This is a genomic window from Halolamina sp. CBA1230, from assembly GCF_002025255.2.
Classification (GTDB): Archaea; Halobacteriota; Halobacteria; order Halobacteriales; family Haloferacaceae; genus Halolamina.
The window spans coordinates 975092-992054 of the sequence record NZ_CP054587.1 but is presented as its reverse complement, the minus strand read 5'-3'; the positions used below and the strand labels follow the sequence as shown (position 1 = coordinate 992054).

The 16963-nt window shown below is 69.4% G+C and carries 13 protein-coding genes; 1 reads left to right on the top strand and 12 read right to left on the bottom strand.

Annotated features, from left to right (window positions below; genetic code table 11):
- Positions 1 to 77: 77 nt before the first annotated feature.
- The 4 genes from B4589_RS05035 to B4589_RS05020 form a co-directional block, all read right to left on the bottom strand.
- A complete protein-coding gene (locus B4589_RS05035) occupies positions 78 to 407 on the bottom strand; it encodes a hypothetical protein (protein WP_079233246.1) in 330 nt (109 codons plus the stop codon).
- On the bottom strand, positions 404 to 2797 hold the full coding sequence (locus tag B4589_RS05030) for a penicillin acylase family protein (protein WP_079233245.1): 2394 nt from the start codon (positions 2795 to 2797) through the stop codon (positions 404 to 406). The genes B4589_RS05035 and B4589_RS05030 overlap by 4 nt, the downstream gene beginning before the upstream one ends.
- A gap of 783 nt (positions 2798 to 3580) precedes the next feature.
- A complete protein-coding gene (locus B4589_RS05025; RefSeq protein WP_079233244.1) occupies positions 3581 to 4651 on the bottom strand; it encodes an mRNA surveillance protein pelota in 1071 nt (356 codons plus the stop codon).
- A 46-nt stretch (positions 4652 to 4697) separates the two neighbouring features.
- Positions 4698 to 5915, bottom strand: coding sequence for a hypothetical protein (locus tag B4589_RS05020; protein ID WP_079233243.1), 1218 nt, complete (start codon positions 5913 to 5915; stop codon positions 4698 to 4700).
- A gap of 197 nt (positions 5916 to 6112) precedes the next feature.
- Here B4589_RS05020 and B4589_RS05015 point away from each other — a divergent pair, with 197 nt between their 5' ends.
- Entirely contained in the window at positions 6113 to 6805 is a 693-nt protein-coding gene (locus B4589_RS05015; RefSeq protein WP_079233242.1) for a 6-hydroxymethylpterin diphosphokinase MptE-like protein, read from the top strand.
- Between the two features lie 70 nt (positions 6806 to 6875).
- Here B4589_RS05015 and rqcH read toward each other — a convergent pair whose 3' ends face one another.
- From rqcH to B4589_RS04975, 8 genes are all read right to left on the bottom strand, one after another.
- Positions 6876 to 9035 (bottom strand): ribosome rescue protein RqcH, encoded by a 2160-nt coding sequence (gene rqcH, locus B4589_RS05010; protein ID WP_079233241.1) that lies wholly within the window; start codon positions 9033 to 9035, stop codon positions 6876 to 6878.
- Positions 9036 to 9080: 45 nt separating this feature from the next.
- Entirely contained in the window at positions 9081 to 9482 is a 402-nt protein-coding gene (locus tag B4589_RS05005) for a hypothetical protein (protein WP_079233240.1), read from the bottom strand.
- A 52-nt stretch (positions 9483 to 9534) separates the two neighbouring features.
- Positions 9535 to 9948, bottom strand: coding sequence for an SHOCT domain-containing protein (locus B4589_RS05000; RefSeq protein WP_079233239.1), 414 nt, complete (start codon positions 9946 to 9948; stop codon positions 9535 to 9537).
- A gap of 37 nt (positions 9949 to 9985) precedes the next feature.
- Positions 9986 to 11713: a tRNA uridine(34) 5-carboxymethylaminomethyl modification radical SAM/GNAT enzyme Elp3 gene (locus tag B4589_RS04995; RefSeq protein WP_143414273.1), complete on the bottom strand. Its 1728-nt coding sequence runs from the start codon at positions 11711 to 11713 to the stop codon at positions 9986 to 9988.
- Between the two features lie 939 nt (positions 11714 to 12652).
- Complete coding sequence (locus tag B4589_RS04990) at positions 12653 to 14872, bottom strand: DHH family phosphoesterase (protein WP_079233238.1); 2220 nt, start codon at positions 14870 to 14872, stop codon at positions 12653 to 12655.
- Between the two features lie 71 nt (positions 14873 to 14943).
- Complete coding sequence (locus B4589_RS04985) at positions 14944 to 15546, bottom strand: YIP1 family protein (RefSeq protein ID WP_079233237.1); 603 nt, start codon at positions 15544 to 15546, stop codon at positions 14944 to 14946.
- Between the two features lie 22 nt (positions 15547 to 15568).
- On the bottom strand, positions 15569 to 16156 hold the full coding sequence (locus B4589_RS04980) for a thymidine kinase (protein ID WP_079233236.1): 588 nt from the start codon (positions 16154 to 16156) through the stop codon (positions 15569 to 15571).
- Positions 16157 to 16208: 52 nt separating this feature from the next.
- Positions 16209 to 16883, bottom strand: coding sequence for a class I SAM-dependent methyltransferase (locus tag B4589_RS04975; RefSeq protein WP_079233235.1), 675 nt, complete (start codon positions 16881 to 16883; stop codon positions 16209 to 16211).
- Positions 16884 to 16963 lie beyond the last annotated feature (80 nt).

Genomic DNA, 16963 nt, shown 5'->3' with positions numbered 1-16963 from the left:
ACTCGGTCATACACGGGCTTCGTGTTGGATCCGCATCAACTCACCACGGACTGGGGTTTACTCACCGCGCCGGAAGATCAGACGACCCCGCGCAGCAGCGACCCGAACGGCGGGAGCAGCAGTCCGATCCCCAGCGCGAGCCACGTCGGCTGCCCCATCGCGAGCACGGACCCAAGCGTCCCCGCGAGCGCGAGGCGTGCGAGGAAGGCGACGACGACCAACACGCCCAGTCCGACGCCGGCGGCGACGCCGCGCCCGACCGAGCGCTGTGGGAGCGCCACCAGCGCCCCCGCGGCCAGCAGCCCCGCCCAGTGGAGGGTGGCGAACCCGAGCCCGATGGCGACGGCGGCGACCGTCGCCGCGAGCCGCGTCCGGCGGTCGCACCGCAGATCGTCGAGGGCGTTCATCGCTCCCCCTCCTCGAACGCCAGATCGACGCCATCCGGCAGCGTCCGCGCCATCGACTTGTACTCGCCGTCGGCCCACATCGATAGCTGGTCGTCGTAATGTTGCGAGAAGTAGTCGCCCGAGTTCCCGCCGGGGAGCACCGCTCGCGAGTCGCCGTCGAACGTGGCGACCATCCGCCAGCTCGCGCCCGTCGACGCCTCGCTGTGGAAGTTCCGGACCGTCCCGGGCGAGCCCGCGGTGGGGCGCTGTTCGTAGTTGAGGAACGACTGGTCGAACGGGTGAGTGAACCGGACGCGGTTCCAGTCACCGTACGTCTCCCACCCCTCGCTGTCGATTCGCTCGCGGCTCTTCGCTATCGCGTCCGCCGCCGCTGCCGCTCGGTCGCCGTCGAACCACTCGCTGTCCGGGGGGAGGGTCTCGAGCACCCAGAAGTTCGGCCGCGGGAACCCCTCTGGGAGGCCGGCGTCGTCGAACGCGCCGCCGAACGTCCGCTCGCGGAAGTCCCGGAGCCACTGATCGAACAACAGCGGTTCGGCGGCGTCGGGCCGCATCTCGGCGTCCCAATCGAGCAGCGATTCGGCGTCGGGAGCGTCGAGGTCGCCCCCACCCGTGTCGCCAGTCTCGACCGCTTCCGCGACGATCGGCCGGAACAGGTCGTAGCGTGCGTCGACGACGTCGGTCTGGAGGTCGCGGTGGAACGCCGCGTCCATCGGCGCCTCGCTTTCGGCGCGGGCGTCGAGGCGGTCGTAGATCCGTCGCCCGCGGAACGGCGGTGCGTACCCCTCCGAGAGGTACCGTTCGGGGTCGTTGGTGATCCGCTGGTTCGCGGTCGCGACGTAGTCGGGGTTGCGGACGCCGGGTTTCTCCTCGTAGGGGACGAACCCCGCCCACGAGGACTCGCCGTACGGTTCGTACCCCTCGCCCCACTCGCCCGCCATCGCGGAGCCGTCGAAGATCCGCGTCCCCCGGGCCGGCTCGCCGTCGACCGTGCGGATGGGGATCTGGCCGGTGACCCAGTAGTAGGTGTTCCCGTCGCGGTCGGCGTAGACGAAGCTCTGTGTCGGCTCGTCGAACTTCCGGATCGCCGCTTCGGCGTCGTCGAGGCCGTCCGCGAGGTTGAGTTCGCGGACTGCCTCGACCGTTCGAGTGGCCGACAGCCCGGTCCAGGCGACGCCGAGCTCGTCGGCGGTCTCGAACCCGTCGCCGTCGGGGTAGCCGCTCAGGACGGCGCCGTGGACCGACCGCTTCACCTGAATCTCGACGTTCTCGCCGCCGGCGACCTCGATCGTCTCCGTTCGCGTGTCGAACTGCCGGACGCCGTCGCCGTACTCGTAGCCGTCGCCGCCGTCGACGGTGTCGTAGGCGTAGAAGTCGATCACGTCCGCGCCGGCGTTGGTGAACCCCCACGCGCCGGCGTGGTTCTGCCCGATCACGACGAACGGGACCCCCGGGAACGCCACGCCGCGGCTGTCGAACTCGGGGCCGACGACGTGCTGCTCGTACCAGATCGGCGGCACCGAGAGCTGGAGATGCGGGTCGTTGGCGACGATCGGGTCCCCCGAGGCGGTGTGCTCGCCGGCGACGACCCAGGAGTTCGAGCCGATCCCGGGGTCGGTCTCGAAGTTCGCGAGCCAGGAGACCATCCCGGGATCGGGCGTCGTCGCGTCCGGGCCGTCCATCGCCGCCGCCGGCTCGCCGCCGCGGAGGATCGGCGTCTCGTGGTCCATGATCCGGGGGTAGAGGGTCTCGGTCGCGTCGGCGCCGAGGCGGTCACGCGCCAGCGCGCGCCGGAGCGTGCGGAACGAGCCGGTCAGCCCCCACGAGATCTGTTTCTGGACCAGCAGCGTCGCCGTCGGGGTCCAGGGCTGTGGCTCGAACTCCAGCAGCCCGTACTCGATCGGCGTCGGTTCGGCCTCGCGGGCGTGGTTGACCCCTTCGACGTACGCATCGACCACGTCGCCGGTTTCGGTCCCCTCGGCGCGCTCCCAGGTCGCCTCGGCGGCCCCCTCGAAATCCATCTGCCGGTGGAACGCGTCGGAGTCGACGGTCGCCGTCCCGACGACCTCGGAGAGGTGGCCGGCCATCCGCCGGCGGTAGAGATCCATCTGGAAGTAGCGGTCGGCGCCGTGGCAGTAGCCCGTCGCGTAGTAGGCCGCGCGCTCGCTCTCAGCCTCGACGTGCGGAACGCCGTAGTCGTCGTAGCGGACCGTGGCCGGCCCGTACGGGCTCGAGAGTTCGTCGGGGGCGCTGCCGGTCGCGGCGCCCCAGACGCTGCCGGAGCCGGGGGCGAACCGCCGGAGGTAGGAGCGTGCCTGGGGAAGCGCCATCCCGCCGACGCCCGCGCCGAGGACGACGGAGAGGAGGGCTCGGCGAGTCGTTTCTCTGTCCATTGGCAGTACGGAACAGGGGGACAGTGGTAAAGTTTTGTCCGTGATTCGACTGATCGTGGGTTCGTGGGTTCGAGGTACTGTTCGACGGTCCTGCCCGTTTGAGTGGCGCTACTGATTGGGTCAGAAACACCGTGAAAGCCCCTTTCAGTCCCACGCGAGACGCGAAGCGTCTCGCTGGCTCCCGTTCGCTTCGTTCACGGGAACACCCACAGGACGCGCCGGGCACGAGGCCCGGCGCAGCGTGGCGTCCCCACTCCTCCCCATTGGCGCCGGCGCTCGCTCGCGCGTCGGCGCCGATGCTACCATTACACCGCAGCTGCAGTGGCGCGAAACGGGCGCGGCCCTGTGCCGCGTCATCAGAAATCGGAGATTTCTGATTGGCAGACGAGAGCCTGCGGCTCTCGTCGACGCCTCAGCGTGAGGGATGAGCGACCGAAGGGAGCGAATCGGCTGGGGAGGCGTGTGGGCTGTGCAGTTGGGTGGGACTGAAAGGGGCTGTCGGCTCGACGAACCCGGACGAAGTAAGCACCGTGGTTCGAGAGACGCCGAAGGCGTCTCTCGTCATCACGAGAGAGCTTCGCTCTCTCGAACGACAGCGGAGCGAGGAGCGCAACGAGTCCCGGGAGTCGAGCCGACAGGGGCTTTCACGGTGTTACTGACCGCAGAAGCAGCGAACCGACCGTCGTCGATTACTCGCAGGCCACACGATTCTCGCGAGCTGTGGGCAGTTACTACCGAAGTGACTTTCCAAACACCACGAGCAAAGCATCAGGGTCCGAAGAATCACTGAATCCGGTACCGCAGCAGCGCCGCGATCCCGCCCAGGTTCGACAGCTGCTCGCCGGGCTGGAACTCCGAGGAGAACACCACCACCTCCCCGCCTTTCTGCTCGACGGTCTCGATGATCTCGTTTGCGTCCCGGTCCCAGTCGCCCCCGTCCTGGCGCTCGGTCCGCAGTCGCTCGTCGACGACCAGCAGCGTCTCCACCGCGCCGAACTCCGCGGCCTCGGCGGTCTCCTCGACGCCGTAGGTCGCCTTCTCGCCGGTCGAGATGCGCTCGGTGAGCTCGTCGATCAGTTCGCTCTCGCGGGCGATCCGTGTCTGGTCCTGCACGTCCTCGACCGCGCCGCGTTTGAGCACCTCGTGGACGCCGCGATCGCCCGCCGAGGCGGTGTCGACCGTCGTCGCGACCTTCTCGGCCACCTCGGGGTACTCCTCTTTCAGGTAGTCGAGCGCGTCGCGCTTCGTGAACCCCGGGCCGGCGACGATGATCGCCTCGGCGTCGACGTGCTGGAGCGCCGACCCGAGTTCCTCGAACAGGCGGTTCCGCGGCTGGGCGTACTCCCCCTTCCCCGTCGGGGCCGTGAGCGAGACGTACTCGTCGGTGCCGTACTGCTGGACCGTGTGGACGTACGCCTCGCCCTCCTCGACGGTGACGACCGCGACGTCCGGGGCGTCGGTGGCCTCCGCGGCCTCCTCGATCCGGTCGCGCTGGTCCGGCTTGAGGTACTTCTCGATCGTGAGCTCCTCGTGGGTCTCGACGTTGATCGTGTGGTGGAGGCCGATCTGGTCCTCCATCGAGCAGTGCTGGATCACGCCACCCACCCGGAGGCGGTTGGCGAAGCGGGCGAACTCCACGTCCTCGACTTCGAGGGTGACGTGGAGGTGTTCGCGCTCGCCGCCGGTGTCGCGCATCTGGTCGTCGTTGCGCTGGATCCGGCGAGTGGTGTCGCCCTCGACCAGGTCGCCCGGTTCGAGGACGTGTGAGAGATGCCAGAGGTCGTCGACAGTCTCGGGGACGAGGGTCACCCGGTCACGGCCCTCCGCGCCGTGACCGCGCTGGACGATTCGCATGGGGTGAACTCCGGCCCCCGGGGTCACGTCTCTTTCCTTCTGGGCGTCAGGCCCGCATCACGCGCGGGTTGAAGAAGCGGACGAGCCGATCGAACTCGTCGACGATCTCGGCGGCCGCCACCTGGTCGTAGCTCGCGAACTCCCGGGTGCCCGAGAACCCGCCGTAGTCCTCGGCCACCTCGTACCCCAGTTCCTCCTCGATCGCGTCCGCGTTCTCGCGGATCACCGCGCGCATCTGCTCCTTCTCGGCCTCGCTGCCGCCGTAGATGCTCACCTCGAAATCGACGTCCCCCTCGGGCTGGACCCGCAGTCGGTAGCGGAGCACGCCGCCGGCGTAGGCCGGATGGTCGGGGCGGACCAGCATCTCGTTCCCGCGCTCGACGGAGACCAGATCCTCGGGGTCGCCCTCGAACGTGCCGACGAGGCGGTCCTGTACCCCCTCGGCGACGGCTTCGAGCAGCACGGGTAGTTCGAGATCCTCCGCGTCCCCGCTCGGTTCGTCCGCCCCGTCGGCGTCGTCGGCTCCCGTCTCACCCGCGCCGTCCTCGCTCGCCCCGAGCCCGGGTTCGTGACTCGACGCGCCCGACCCCTCACTGCTGTCGCGCTCGCCGGACTCGTCGACGCCCGCGGCCGCTTCGGCCGACGCCCCCGAGTCCGTGCCGGCGACCCACTGCTCGGAACCGTCTGCAACCACGGGCTCCGCCTCGTCCGCATCGACTGTTTCACCGTCCCCGCCGGCGAATCGAACGAGGTACTCCTCGCTCGCTGGGGCGCCGAACGCCTCGACGCGGACCGGGTCGACCGCCACCTCACGGTCGCTCAGGAACGTCGCCAGATCGAGCGCCTCGTCGGCGAACGCCGTGCCGAGCAGGCGGACGTGCTGATCGCGGTTGAACGCCTCGGGCGCCAGCGGCTCCCGATCGAAGTAGTCGGCGTGGGCCTCCCGTAACTCCCCGTCGTACTGTTCGTCTAACGCCTCGTAGGGTCGGTCTGCGACCGCGCTGGCGCGCTCGAGCGCGTTCGTGACGGCGTCGCTCCCTACCTCGCCGTCGGCGGCCCGGACGACGACGGTCGCCCCCTCGGCGTCGAGCGCCAGCGCCGTCGCGCTGCCGTCGTCGTCGGCCGTCGTCACGAACAGCACGTCCTCGGCGCCGAGTTCACCCCCAGGGCCCTGGAGGAGTGCGCCGGCGAGGCCGGCCGTCTCCCCGAGGTCGAGCGGCTGTACGGCGACCAGTCCCGACTCGCTGGTGCGGTAGAGGTCCATGGGGTATCCAGCGTCAGCCAGCGCATCAAGGTTACGGGCAGCCTACCCGTCCCGCCGGAGGGGACAAGAAAGCTTATACCGGGTCCGCAGAAAGCCACGGGTGGACGCCGGTACGGTACCTGGGTAGGGGTACTTCGGTACCACGCCGGCCCACTCATCTCCGCAGTATTCACGTCCATCAGCCACGGCTACACCGTATGGAGTTCCACGTCTGGGAGCCAGTGTACGAACGTATCCTCGCGGAGTTCGGCTTCGACCGCGCGGCCGACGAGCGCGCCCGCGACCGGCTGGCGTCGATGGTCGGCCCGTTCGATCTCGACTCCCTCCCCGCGTTCGAGGGGAAAACTGTCGCCGTCGCCGGTGCAGGCCCGACCCTCGACGCCGAGGCGGAAGCCGCCGCCGCAGCGGACCGCGTGATCGCCGCCTCCTCTGCGGCGACGACGCTCCGGGACGCCGGCGTCGATGTCGATCTCGCAGTGACGGATCTCGACGGGACCCCGGAACGCCTCGCGGCCGCGAGCGACGAGGGGCTCCCCGTCGCGGTCCATGCCCACGGCGACAACGTCGACGCGCTCGAGCGCTGGGTGCCGGCGTTCGCCGACGAGCGACTCCTACCGACGACGCAGGCTGCGCCCGCGGGCCCCGTCCGGAACTTCGGCGGGGTCACCGACGGCGACCGCGCGGCGTTTCTCGCTGACGCGCTGGGCGCCGACCGACTCACGTTCGTCGGCTGGCAGTTCGACGATCCGGACGTGAGCGAGCTGAAGGCGAAGAAACTGCGCTGGGCGGCACGACTGCTGTACTGGCTCGAAACACGGCGCGGGGAGCGGTTCGCGGTGCTCGACGAGCGGCGGGACGGACTGCGGCTGCCGGCAGAAGACGGACGGTAGTCGTTCCGACCGCGGCTCCCCGTGCCGCGGTCCGATTCTCCGACCACGGCTCCCCGTGCCGCGGTCCGATTTACACGTCCACCAGGTCGCTCCCGCCCGGCGGCAGGAACTCCTGGATCCGGTCGGCGCTGGCGATCTTGCGGACGAACGACTCGTCGGCGAACCGCGATTTGAACTCCCGGTAGCACTTCACGGCGGCGTCGTTCTGCGCGAACTTCCCGGGTTCGAGCGTGATCGTGGTCTCCGCCTTCGGTTCGATCGCGTTCGGTGGGCCGCCGATCACGCGGGTCTCGTCCTCGCAGGTGATCCCGACTTTCACTCGACAGGCCAGATCGCGGAAGTACTCCCGGTCGCCCCGGATCGCGAACCCACCCTTCTCCAGGTACTCGCCGGACTCGGGCGTCTTGCTCACCTGATCCGGTTCCACCATGTACGCGTCGCCGGCGCCGTGGCCGTCCTTCCAGACCGAGGAGTACGCGACCGCGAACTGCGCGGCCTCTTCCAGGCTGGAGTCGGGCCAGTCCACGGGGCTGGACGGCTCCGAGGGGCCGCTGGCTTTCAGGATCGTCACCGGGCCGCCGTGGGCCTGCGTGTGGAAGAAGCGGTCGTGCTTGTTGAGGTACTTCTTCACCAGCTCCTCGTTCTGGTCGGCGTTGCGGCCGCCGATCACGAGGTAGCCGTCGCTGGTGTGGAACCACCGGAACTCCTCGTACCAGTGTTCGGGCTGACGCACGGGGATGTCCTGCCGGGCGAGCCAGTCGATATCCTCCTGCTCCTCCTCCGGTTCAGGCTCCGTCTCGGGCTCGCTCTCCCACTCCTCGCGGCGCTGTTTGACGGCCTCGAGGCGCTCGCGGGTGTCCTCGATCGCCTCGCGGGCGCCCTCCTTCTTCCCTTCGACGCGTTTGGCCTCCTGGTAGAGGCGGTCGGCGTTCTTCTCGACGCCCGTGGTCGCGTCGAGGGTGATGCGCTCGTCATCCACCTCGACCGTCACTGTCCCCTCGGCGCCGTCGACGTCGACGACCGCCTCGGCGGCGGGGATCCCCTGCTCGGCGCCCGCCTCGAGAGTTTCCTCGATCTCGTCCCACGGCGTGTTCCGTTCGCGGGCCCGCTGGATCGTCGACAGCACCTCGTCGATCAGGTCGTAGCGCGCGTAGCAGATCTCGGCTTTCCGGCGCAGTTCTTGGGCCTCCGCCTCGAACCCCTCGATCGCCTCCTCCTGCTGTTCGATGATGCGTTTCTCCTTCTCGATCTCGGCCTCGAAGTCCGGCCGCTCGCGGCCGCCGCCCTCCTCCTCGCGCTGGGCCTGCTCTTTGAGCCGGTAGAAGTACTCCGAGAGCGCGGCGTTGAACGAGTCGAACGCCCGAGCGTGGAGGTCGGACCGCTCCTCCAGCACGACGGGACTCACGTCGACGACGCGCCCGCGCTCGGTCAGGGGGCGGTCCTCGTCCTCATCGGCGGCGGTCCCCTCGCCGTCCTCGTCGAGTTCGACGTACACCCGGGGGTCGAACTGCCCGCTCCGGAGCGCGTCGGCGAGATCCATCAGTTCGCGGTGGATCGCGCGGTACTCCGCCTCGCCGGCGTCGGCGATGTCCATCGCCTTCTCGACGCCCGCGCGGCGACAGAGCTCCTCGCCCCAGAACCCGCCGAGGTTGAGCTGGGTCGCGACCGTCCGCACCACGTCGGTGTCTGACTGCTCCATCCGGGCTTCGAGCGTGTCGTAGTCGACGTCGAGGGGGTTGAGCCGGGACTGGGGAAACTCGTACTGGCTCCCCGGCGCGACCGTACGGGACTTGAGCCGCACCGTCTCCAGCGAGCGCACGACCTCGCCGTGCTCGTCCAGCACGGCGACGTTGCCGTCGCCGAACAGTTCGACGACGAGCGTGGTGTTCTGGTCGGGGCGCTCGAACTCGAACACGAGAATGCGGTCGAACTCGTACTGGGAAACGGAGACGAGGTCGGCGCTCTCGATGCGGTTGCGCAGCATCATCGCGAACTCCGGGGGACGCCCGGGCGCGTCGGGCACGCGCTCGGGGTCGGCGACGTGGGCCTGCTTGTTCTCACCCACCTCGATCAGCAGCTCCACCCGACCGCGGTCGAAATCCCGGAGTTTGAGCCGGAGCATGTCCTCGTCGTAGAGATACGCCTTGTCGAGCTTGGCTCCCTCGTACCGGGAGAGCTCGGTCGAAAGCGCCGCGAGGTCGACGCTCGACAGTTCGCGTTTCGGCTCCATGGGCCGGATTTCTCGGGCGACCGGGAAGGGCGTTCCGTTCGGGGCTCACTCCCGCAGGCGACGCGCGCCCCCGCCGACCGCGAACCCGAGGACTCCCGCCACGAGCGAGGAGAACGAGCCGACGGCGAGTATCCACAGCGTGGCGTTGCCCGGATCGCGGAGTTCGAACAGGATCGCCGGCGCGTAGAAGCCGACGCCGATCCCCGCGGCGAGCGCGATCGAGACGAGCAGCCCGTCGTTGACGTAGGCGGCGCCGGCGGCGACCGCGAACATCGCGACTGCGACCGCACCGACGACGACGGTGTCGCTCGTCGATCCGAGGTAGCGGACGGGCAGGTGGGCGAACAGCGCGACGAAGAACAGCCCCCCGGCCACGCGGACCAACTGCGCCGACAGCGCGGGCTCCTCGCCGAACAGCAGCGTGTCGACGGCGTCGCGGGGTGGCATCGTCGCCGACTGCGGCCGGCCGGCGGTTAGGCGTTTCGGGAAGCGCCCGTCGTCACCGCTCGCGTTCGGTCGCCCGGTCGCGCTCTCGCCGCGCGCGGTCCTCGACGTCCTCGATCGTCTCGGTCTCGAGCAACTGATCCAGTTTGCGCTCGAACTGCGCCTCGCTGAGTTCCCCTTCGGCGTACCGCCGGCGGAGGGTTTCGAGCGGCGTCTCCTCCGTCTCGTTGCTCTCGGAGTCGTCGCCGTCCTCGTCCAGCCACTCCTCCTGCTCCTCCTCGTCGCCGAACAGCATCGCGGTGATCGGAACGATCGCGATGTACCCCACGAGTAACGCCGCCAGCCACCAGCTCTGGTCGGTGAACAGTGCACCCATCCAGACTGCGGTGACGAGCGTGCTCACGACCCCCACCACGTTCTCCCGGAGGCGCTGGCCGACCGAGTCCTGCTCCCCGCGCGCGTCGCTCATACCCGGAGGTCGGCCCACGCCGACAAAAACACCCCGCTCAGATGCGTTTCGAAACGTACGGGCCGTCCTGGTGGTACCCCAGCTTCTCGCGGTAGTACTCCCGGACGCCGATGCCGGAGATGATGCTCAGCTTCCCGTAGCCGGCGTCGCGTGCCTGCCGTTCCGCCTCCTCGACGAGCCGCTGGCCGTAGCCGCGGTGCTGCCACTCTGCTCGCGGCTCCGCCGCTCGCGTTTCCGAGGCGCGTGGCGCCTCGCTCTTCCCGGAGTCGTCCCCCTCGCCGTCGAACGTCGCTTCCGTGCCGTACACGTGGAGTTCCCGGACGAGTGCGGCGTCTTCGAGCTCCCGCCGGACCGGATCGTTGGGGAACCGAAGCCGACAGAAGCCGATCAGCAGGTCCCGGACGGGGTCCTCGAAGGAGATGAACCGCTCGGTGCCGCCGCCGGCCTCGTACTCGATCGTGTCCAGCGTGATCTCCGCGGGGTCGGGATCCTCCTCGTTGTGGCCGACCTCGCGGGCGCGGATGTCCCGGATCTCGTACCCCTTCTCCTCGGCGCGCTGCTGGGCGAGCTGTCGGAGGTTCGACTTCCAGACGCCGCCCTCGATGAAGTCCGCGGGGATGTCCCGCTGGACGCGCTGGAGCCGGCAGTACTTCGGGATCTCGTTCATCGCGTCGGCGACCACGTCGGCGGCGGTCTCGTTGTCAAGCGGCTCGAAGTCGTCGCGCTTCCACATGTCGTAGACGCGGGTGCCCTCGACGACGAGTGTGGGGTAGATCTTGAGGTAGTCCGGCCGCCACTTCGGGGAGTCGAACAGCTGTCGGAAGTCCTCGCGGCACATCTCCTGGCTCATCCCGGGCTGGCCCGGCATCATGTGGAAGCCGACCTTGAACGCCGAGTCCCGGAGGCGGCGGTTGGCGTCGATGCTCGCCTGCGTGCCGTGGCCGCGGTGCATCTCGCGGTTGATCCGCTCGTAGGTGGTCTGGACGCCGACCTCGACCTTCGTCCCGCCGAGATCGAGCATGCGGTCGATCTGCTCGGGATCGCACCAGTCGGGCTTGGTCTCGAAGGTGATCCCCGTCACGCGGATGTCGCCGGTCTCGTTCCGGGCGATCACGTCCTCGAGATACTCGAACTCCTGCTGTTCGGGCGGCTCGGCGAAGCTCTCGGTCTGGTTGGGGTTCGGGTCCGAGTCGAGGTCGTACTCGTTCATCGCCTGCAGCGCGCGCTTGACGAACCACTCCTGGTAGTCGTGGCTGCGGGCGGTCATCGTTCCGCCCATCAGGATGAGTTCGCATTTGTCGACGGGGTGGCCGATCGCGCGGAGCTGTTCGAGGCGGAGTCGGACCTGCCCGTACGGGTCGTAGTCGTTCTGCTCGCCGCGGGCGGCCGCGGGTTCGTGGCCGGTGTAGGACTGCGCGGAGGAGAACTCCGAGGCGGGCCCGCCGGGGCAGTAGAGACATTTCCCGTGTGGGCACATGTGCGGCGAGGTCATGATCGCGATCGGGGAGACGCCCGAGGCGGTGCGGACGGGCTTGCGCTGGACGACCTCCTTTACGTCGTCACGGCGGTCGTCGGGGGCGTAGCTGAGGATGTCGCCGTTGGTGGGGACCTTGCGCGCGCCGGTGTCGCTGCAGACCTCGCGTTTGGCTGCTTCGAGGTCGTCGCGTTCAAGGTCTTCCTCGATGATGCGGCGGCAGAGCTCCTCGCAGGCGTCGACGAAGGCGGGGGGGTCGCCGTCCTCGGTCTCGGCGGCGTCCGTACTCATTATCGTTGGGTGGGGGGTTTTCGGGGTTAAGGGTTGCGAGCGAGACAGGGAAACGTCGTGACCGAAGGGAACGACGGCAAACTGTCTCGTTAAACGAGCGGTGAGCGTCAGCGAACCGTGAGCAGGCTGGAAAACGTGAACGAGCGAAGTTCTCGCGAGCGCAGCGAGCGAGAGCACGTCGGAGCTTGCTCCGACGGAGCGAGTGAACGGCAAACAGCCTCGAAAGGCGAACGGGGAGCGTCAGCGACCCGTGAGCCTGCGAGTGAGGGGGTAAACGTGAGGGAACGAAGTGACTGAACGGCAAACTTCCTCGTTAAACGAGCGGTGAGCGACAGCGAACCGCGAGTTGTGGAGCGAAGCGAGGAAAAACGCGAACGGAAGTGAGCGGCAAACCGCCTCGAAAACCGAACGGTGAGCGTCAGCGAACCGTGAGGATGCGAGCGAGGCGGGAAACTCAGCGAACGAAGTGGCTCACGAGCTGCCGATTTCGGTGATTAACCCGCGACGACTACCGCGACCGCAAACACGACCGCGGAGTGAGCATGACCACTTGTGACCGCGACCCCCCCGCACAGCCCTCAGGCCTCCCCAGCCGACTCCTTCGTTCACTGCGTTCACTCAGTCGTCCCTCGCGCTGACGTGCGCCACGAGGGCGCACGCGCTTCGCGCCGACAGCCACGGCGGTGCGGTGGCGGTGGACGCCTCGCGGCCGCCGACCGTCGGCGGCCGCGGGGGGAGGGGTGGGGACTCGGTGCTGCGCCGGGCACAGGGCCCGGCGCACTGCGGTCGCAAGTTGCCAACGATCGAGATGCTGTTGCCGTCGCCGTCTCAGTTACTGCCGATCCAACTGCTGTCGCGGTTGCTGTTGCAGTAGCTGAACCCAGAACCGACTATCGAACGAGCGAAAACTGCAGGAATCGAACCGCGGCGAACCGAGAATCAGTCGAACTGCTCGACGACGGCCCCAACCACGGCGATCTCGACCTCATCACGCGCGCCGGAGAGGAACTCGATCCGACCCTCGCGCAGCCCCGCAGCGCTGACCCCGGCGTTGGCCGCGTTCGCGGCAGCCTCGCGCGCGACCTCGCGCAGATCCACGTCCGTGTCCGCGCGGACCCACAGTTCGTCCATCGCGATGCCGATCGTCACGTCCGCGTCGCCGCGGCGGTGGAGCTCGTCGAGCAGCAGCGAACTCGGCGGGAAGTCGTACTTGTGGGTGTACTCCTCGGTGTCGAGCACCGCGACCTCGACGCCCTCGCTCTCGCTGCGCTCGATGTTGGCCTCGGCCGTCTCGACCTCCGTGTCCATCTTCTCACGGAACTGGGTGGCGATGTGGCCCGCCAGCGTCTCGCTCTCCGCGACGTCCCCGGGCGCGCCCGCGGCGACGGCCTCGGGGCTCTCGCCGAACAGCAGGTCGCCGATCAGTTCGCGCTTCTCGTCGTAGGACTGGTAGTACGCCTCCAGCGCGATCGCCTCGCGGAGCTCGGTCACGGCCTCCTCGTCGAAGCCGGCCTCGCGGGCGGCGTCGAGGTAGGCGTCGGGGGTGTCCTCCCAGTAGCTGACCGCCGGCAGGTGGGCGATCTCCTCGCGCACGTCGGGCGACACCGTCGTCGCCAGCGACGAGGCGAGCGCGCCCGTCGAGAGCCCGTCGGCGTCGGGGTTGACCAGCACGTCCGAGACGTCCGCGATCTCCGTGTCCGCGGGCGCGGCGTCGACGACGACGCGCTCGGCGCCGTAGATCCCCAGCATCTCCAGCCCGTCCTCGCTCTCGGCGGTGGAGGCGGTGCCGGCCAGCACCACGAGCGGCAGCTTCTCGTCGTGCCGGTCGCGGTCCTGCAGCATGCTGGTGACGTCGTTGGTCGCGTCGTTCATCTCGTACACCGACTCCTCCAGCGGGCGCCGGTTCACGTAGTGGTACTCGGCGTCGCTCTCGGCGTGCTCCTCGCGCACCATCGGGAGGATCGCGCGTTCGAGTGCGACCCCGGCGACGTAGCCGTCGGCGGTCGCGGCGTGCCGGACCACGATCGGGCGGGACTCGAACACCGCGCGGCGGATCGCCTCCGCGGCGTCGAGCAGCCCCTCGTCGGCCGCCGCGACGGCGTCGTCGTCGGCGACCAGCGTCGGGTCGTCCGGGCGGGCACGCTCGGTCATCGCCTCGGCCAGCCGGCGCTCGACGGTTTCACGCTCCTCGCCCTCGAGTTCGACCAGCGCCTCGGTCTCGACCTGGAGCTCCTCGCGCCTGACCTCGACCTCGCCGTCGAGCCGGACGATGTCGCCCACCTCGATCTCGGGGTAGGCGCGCACGCCGGCCTCGACGAACGCCGCGCAGTCGACCACGCCGGTCTCGTCGCGGAGCTCGAACACGGTCGGGCCGCCGGTCTGCCGCGCGCTGACGACCTCGCCCTCGATGCGGACTTCCTCGCCCACGCGATCGGAGAGCTCGCCGATGTCGCGGCGAGTCGGCTCCTCGGGCTCGGCTGCCGCGGGGGTCTCCTCGGTGTCGGCCTCGGCCGCGTCCGACGCCCCGCCCGTCGTCGTTTCGACGGGCTGGGTCTGCGTTTCGGCGGGCTCGCTCTGCGTTTCGGCGGGCTCGCTCTCCGTTTCGGCGGGCTCGCTCTCCGTTTCGGCGGCCTCGGTCTCCGCTTCCTCCTCGGCCGCGGTCTCGGCGCCGCTGCCGTCGGTCTCGGGAGCCGGCGTCGGCTCCTCGCTCGTCGCTTCGCCGTCCCGCTTACGCCCGTTTCCCTCTTCGACCTCCTCGGTCTCGTCGTCGCTCTCGTCCTCCTCGGGGAGCAGCTCCTCGGTCCCCTCCTGGATCAGCGTGCCGCGGAACTCGCGGTCGGCCTGCCGGATCGAGGAGGTCAGGTCGACGTTGCCGTTGTCGCGGACGTTCTTCACCTGGACGAAGACGGCGTCGCCGGCCTCCCACTCGAGGCTCTCGAGCCGGCCGTCGAGCTCCGAGCGGTGGAGCAGCCCGGTGACGTTCGGCGAGAGGTCGACGAACACGCCGAAGTCGGCGTAGCCGTCGACGACCCCGCGGTAGAAGCGGTTCTCGACGAGCTGGTCCGGACTGTCGCCACGGAACTCGAAAACGACGTCTTCCTCGTGTGACTGGCAGATGTGGCCCTCGGTGTCGGCGCCACAGATGATACAGTTACCCATTTGTGAGAACAAACTGGGTCCGCCCTAAAGGCGTTGTCGAAAGCCACCGCAACCGACCTCGCGACACCGACTCAGAGTCCCGCTGCCGCGAACCCGCCGTAGCCGTAGCCGAACACGATGACGGCCGGCAGCGCCGCCGCCAGCGCCGCCCGCGGGATCGACGTCCGGTGCCGGACCGCGGTTCCGACGATCAGCAGCCCTGCGCCGTACAGACAGCAGACCACCCGCAGCGGCGCCCACGGAACGGCGGTCAGCAGGCAGGGTGCGGTCGCGTACGCGATCACCTGCACCGTCTCGCTCACACCCGCGCGGTCGGGTGCCAGCAGCGCCAGCCCGACGGTCTCCAGCGCCGCCGAGAGGTGGAACGCCGCCGGTGCGAGGAACAGGCCGACGCCCAACAGCACCAGCACGGCGCCCAGCGGACCGCTGCCGAGGCCGAACGGCGGCGCAACCTCGACAGTTTCGAAGGTGGGCATGTCACCCGTCGCCAGCCGGCCGCCGACGGCGCCCAGCGCGACGAGCACGCCGAAGACCAGCCCCGGCGCCTGGTCCGCGGGTGCGATCCCGTTCCGGAAGAACCGCCGCGGCCGGACGAGCACCTCCGCCCACGCGCGAGCGAGCGCTCGCGGCCCGCGGCCGCGCCCGCCCTCGGGGTTCCCGATCCACTGGGTCATCGACGGCGTTCCTCCATCGTACTTAGTCGGTTCGCAGGGTGTGACAGTTCCGACACCGTGCCTCGTAGGACTCCTCGGCGCCGACGACGATCGTCTCGTCGTCGACGTGGGCCGGTTCGCCGTCGACCAGCCGCTGGTTCCGGGTCGCCGGCTCGCCACACACCGTACAGATCGCCTGCAGCTTGTCGACGTACTCGGCGACGGCCATCAGCTCCGGCAGCGGCGTGAACGGCTCCCCGCGAAACGTGATGTCGGTCCCGGAGACGATCACGCGCCGGCCGTCGTTGGCGAGCACGTTACAGACGTTGACGAGGTCCCGATCGAAGAAGTTCGCCTCGTCGATCGCCACCACCTCCTCGCCGTTGAGGTGGTCCTGCAGCTCCCAGACGCCGTCGCCGACGTTGTCGATCACCCGTGCGTCCCACTGCCGGCCCTCGTGGGAGCCGATCGTCGTCTCGCCGTAGCGGTCGTCGATGGCCGGGGTGAACGCGGCGACGTCCTGGCCGGCGATCTCCGCCCGGCGCAGGCGCCGCAACAGCTCCTCGGTCTTCCCCGAGAACATCGAGCCGGTGACGACCTCGATGAAGCCGCTCCCGGTGATCTCGTGCATGGTCGAACCCCGGGAGGGGAGGGGTAAAGGGTTGCTGAACTGGGTCGTCGCCTCACCGATCGGGCGAACGCGTCGCCTCGAGCGTGTACGCCGTCCCGAGCAGCTCCTCGCCGAGCAGTTCGTACCCGCCGAAGACGTCGTCGATCGCCCCGCGCACGTCGCCGTCGGGGTTCCAGTTGGCGTACCACTGGAGAAAGCGCCGCAGGAGAGGGTTGAACGCCTGCCGCCGCCCGGACTGGAACGGCTGGAGGTCGAGCACGGCGAGCGAGCCGCCGGGTTCGAGCGCCCCGTGGACGTTCGCGACGGCACGCTCCACGTCCGGCATCACGCTCAGCGAGAGTGTCGCGACCGCGGCGTCGTACGGGCCGCCGAGATCCGCGGTCGTCGCGTCCGCGCGCTCGACCGCCACGTTCTCCCAGCCGTGGTCGGCGACGCGTGCCTCCGCTTTCGCGACCATCTCCGGGCTGTAGTCGACCGCCACGAGTCGCCCCTCGTCGCCGATCGCCTCCATGATCGGGGTGAAGTTGACGCCGGGTCCACAGCCGAGATCCAGCACGCGGTCGCCGGGCTGGAGGTCGAGCTGGGCGAGCAGCTCCTCGCGGATCGGCTCGAAGTCGCGCTCGCTCATCCCGTACCAGTCGCTCCACCGGTCCCAGACGGTCGCGCTGCGCTCGAGGTGGTCCCGGTACTCGGCCTCCGCCTCGGGGCGCCGGTCGACGTCCGCCATGGGGGTCGGCTAGAGATGGGACCCGGCCGTGTTAATAGTTGGCAGTCACTGTCCGCGGATCGTTGCACCGGAACGGTTGG

What these genes read in the sequence shown, in the direction of transcription:
- B4589_RS05035 (WP_079233246.1), bottom strand. Translation starts at nt 407, where the DNA reads ATGAACGCCCTCGACGATCTGCGGTGCGACCGCCGGACGCGGCTCGCG.
- B4589_RS05030 (WP_079233245.1), bottom strand. Translation starts at nt 2,797, where the DNA reads ATGGACAGAGAAACGACTCGCCGAGCCCTCCTCTCCGTCGTCCTCGGC.
- B4589_RS05025 (WP_079233244.1), bottom strand. Translation starts at nt 4,651, where the DNA reads ATGCGAATCGTCCAGCGCGGTCACGGCGCGGAGGGCCGTGACCGGGTG.
- B4589_RS05020 (WP_079233243.1), bottom strand. Translation starts at nt 5,915, where the DNA reads ATGGACCTCTACCGCACCAGCGAGTCGGGACTGGTCGCCGTACAGCCG.
- B4589_RS05015 (WP_079233242.1), top strand. Translation starts at nt 6,113, where the DNA reads ATGGAGTTCCACGTCTGGGAGCCAGTGTACGAACGTATCCTCGCGGAG.
- rqcH (WP_079233241.1), bottom strand. Translation starts at nt 9,035, where the DNA reads ATGGAGCCGAAACGCGAACTGTCGAGCGTCGACCTCGCGGCGCTTTCG.
- B4589_RS05005 (WP_079233240.1), bottom strand. Translation starts at nt 9,482, where the DNA reads ATGCCACCCCGCGACGCCGTCGACACGCTGCTGTTCGGCGAGGAGCCC.
- B4589_RS05000 (WP_079233239.1), bottom strand. Translation starts at nt 9,948, where the DNA reads ATGAGCGACGCGCGCGGGGAGCAGGACTCGGTCGGCCAGCGCCTCCGG.
- B4589_RS04995 (WP_143414273.1), bottom strand. Translation starts at nt 11,713, where the DNA reads ATGAGTACGGACGCCGCCGAGACCGAGGACGGCGACCCCCCCGCCTTC.
- B4589_RS04990 (WP_079233238.1), bottom strand. Translation starts at nt 14,872, where the DNA reads ATGGGTAACTGTATCATCTGTGGCGCCGACACCGAGGGCCACATCTGC.
- B4589_RS04985 (WP_079233237.1), bottom strand. Translation starts at nt 15,546, where the DNA reads ATGACCCAGTGGATCGGGAACCCCGAGGGCGGGCGCGGCCGCGGGCCG.
- B4589_RS04980 (WP_079233236.1), bottom strand. Translation starts at nt 16,156, where the DNA reads ATGCACGAGATCACCGGGAGCGGCTTCATCGAGGTCGTCACCGGCTCG.
- B4589_RS04975 (WP_079233235.1), bottom strand. Translation starts at nt 16,883, where the DNA reads ATGGCGGACGTCGACCGGCGCCCCGAGGCGGAGGCCGAGTACCGGGAC.